This is a genomic window from Hymenobacter agri, from assembly GCF_054778495.1.
The window spans coordinates 1-1967 of the sequence record NZ_BAAGZM010000711.1; the positions used below are offsets into that span (position 1 = coordinate 1).

Below are 1967 nucleotides of genomic sequence, written 5' to 3' on the forward strand. Positions count from 1 at the left end.
GCGCATGCACGCAGCCCGAATTAAAATTTGCATCGACCGACATAATCACAGAACCATCCTCACTTAGACCACCGCCGGATTTTGCAAGGATACATTAGATAGATTAACGATTGTGCCCCAACAAATTTACGGCGACAGTGTGTGGACGATAAAGTCGTTATATGAAATAGCCCGTCAGACTGATAAGCGGGATAGTATCATCTGTGAAACAAAATCATTATGGCGAGAAACAAAGATTGAACAGATTAACGGACACCGATTCGCTATTATGAGCCGTCGTGGGCCGGGCCGTTTATTTTGTGAACCATATGAACAATTGAGCGCACGTACTGAATTTGTGCAAGGCGGTAAGCGCTGTAACATTATTTTGGTATTTGAGTGTAAAAACATAGACAGTCGAAATTTTAAAAATCGTGCCTATACCGTTCTGTAATCAGTCAAGCTTGATACAGTATTGAATAATTAACTGCCATGAATTAATTCCCTCACCACCCACCGCCTCACCCTCGCCGCGTGCAGCGCTTGGCTGCTTTCGGCTCCGTGCTCACGCCCGCATTTGGCCCGGCGAGCGACGTAGATTTGGTAGCTGCCTTCGAGCTGATGCCCGTAGAAGAATACGCCGACAATTACCTAGCACTCAAATCCGCTTTAGAAAAAGAATTGCAGCGTCCCGTCGATTTGCTGGAAGCGCAGGCCCTGCGCAATCCCTATTTCCGCGCCCAGGTGCAAGCCACGCAGCAGGTCATTTATGAACGTTGACATTTGTGCCTGCCTCTACGACGTGCAGCAGGCCATTCTTGAAATCGAAATCTTCTTCGCCGGGCAGCCCATGCTGTTTGCCGCCTACTAGGCCGACGTGCGCACCCGCCGCGCCACCGAGCGCAACCTCGAAATCATGGGCGAAGCCGTGGACCGTACCCACAAGGCCGACCCCGGCTTTCAACTCTCCAACGCCCGTTAGATTATCGCCACCCGCAACCGCATCATCCACGGCTACGACACCGTGTCCGACGAAATGGTCTGGGGCATCGTCATGCACCTGCCGCTGCTGAAGCAGTAAGTAGCCGCGCTGCTAAACGGCTGACTGCCTTTTCTGCCCAACCCAAAAACGGCCCCGTTGCACACGCATCGGGGCCGTTTTCATTGCCGTCAGGCTCCCCTCTCCTGTGGAGAGGGGTCGGGGGAGAGGTTAAGCCGGCCGCGCCGGCTGCACATCCCCTCCGCCGGCCAAAACTCCGCCCCACATCAGCCATTTGCCCGTATCCTTGCGTAAGCCCGGACTTAGGCCCGCCTCACTCCCCACAATGCAAGAACAAACCCGCCTCGCCGAAGCCCGCGAAAACAACATCCCCTGGAAACAGTTCGGCCCCTACCTCACCGAGCGCCAATGGGGCACCGTGCGCGAAGACTACAGCGCCCACGGCGACGCCTGGAACTACGTGAGCCACGACATGGCTCGCGCCTACGCCTACCGCTGGGGCGAGGAAGGTCTCGGCGGCATCTCCGACGATAAGCAGCTGCTCTGCTTCGCCCTCGGCCTCTGGAACGGCCACGACACCATCCTCAAAGAGCGCCTCTTCGGCCTCACCAACCCGGAAGGCAACCACGGCGAAGACGTGAAGGAGCTGTACTACTACCTCGACAGCACCCCCACGCACTCCTACATGCGCATGCTGTACAAGTACCCGCAGCAGGCGTTTCCCTACATCGAGGTGCGCGACGAAAACGCCCGCCGCACCCGCCGCGAGCCCGAGTACGAGCTGGTCGACACCGGCATTTTTGCCGAAAACCGCTACTTCGACGTCTTCATCGAATATGCCAAAGCTGGCCCGCATGACCTGCTCATCCAAATCACGGCCCACAACCGCGGCCCCGAAGCCGCGCCGCTCACCGTGCTGCCGCAGCTCTGGTTTCGCAACACCTGGGACCTGGGCTACGACGACCACCGCCCCGCCATGGCCCGCGCC

The 1967-nt window shown here is 57.3% G+C and carries 2 protein-coding genes and 1 pseudogene; all 3 read left to right on the forward strand.

The features are described 5' to 3' along the window. Window positions 1-513 precede the first annotated feature (513 nt). The gene (locus ACYVDE_RS21295) at window positions 514-759 is read left to right on the forward strand and encodes a nucleotidyltransferase family protein (protein WP_460503546.1); all 246 of its coding nucleotides are present in this window, start codon (window positions 514-516) and stop codon (window positions 757-759) included. Window positions 760-964: 205 nt separating this feature from the next. Further along, window positions 965-1060 carry a HepT-like ribonuclease domain-containing protein gene (locus ACYVDE_RS21300; RefSeq protein WP_460503547.1) on the forward strand — a complete coding sequence of 32 codons (96 nt, stop codon included), beginning with the start codon at window positions 965-967 and terminating at the stop codon, window positions 1058-1060. 244 nt (window positions 1061-1304) lie between these two features. Next, a pseudogene (locus tag ACYVDE_RS21305) lies at window positions 1305-1967 on the forward strand (MGH1-like glycoside hydrolase domain-containing protein); the annotation flags it as partial.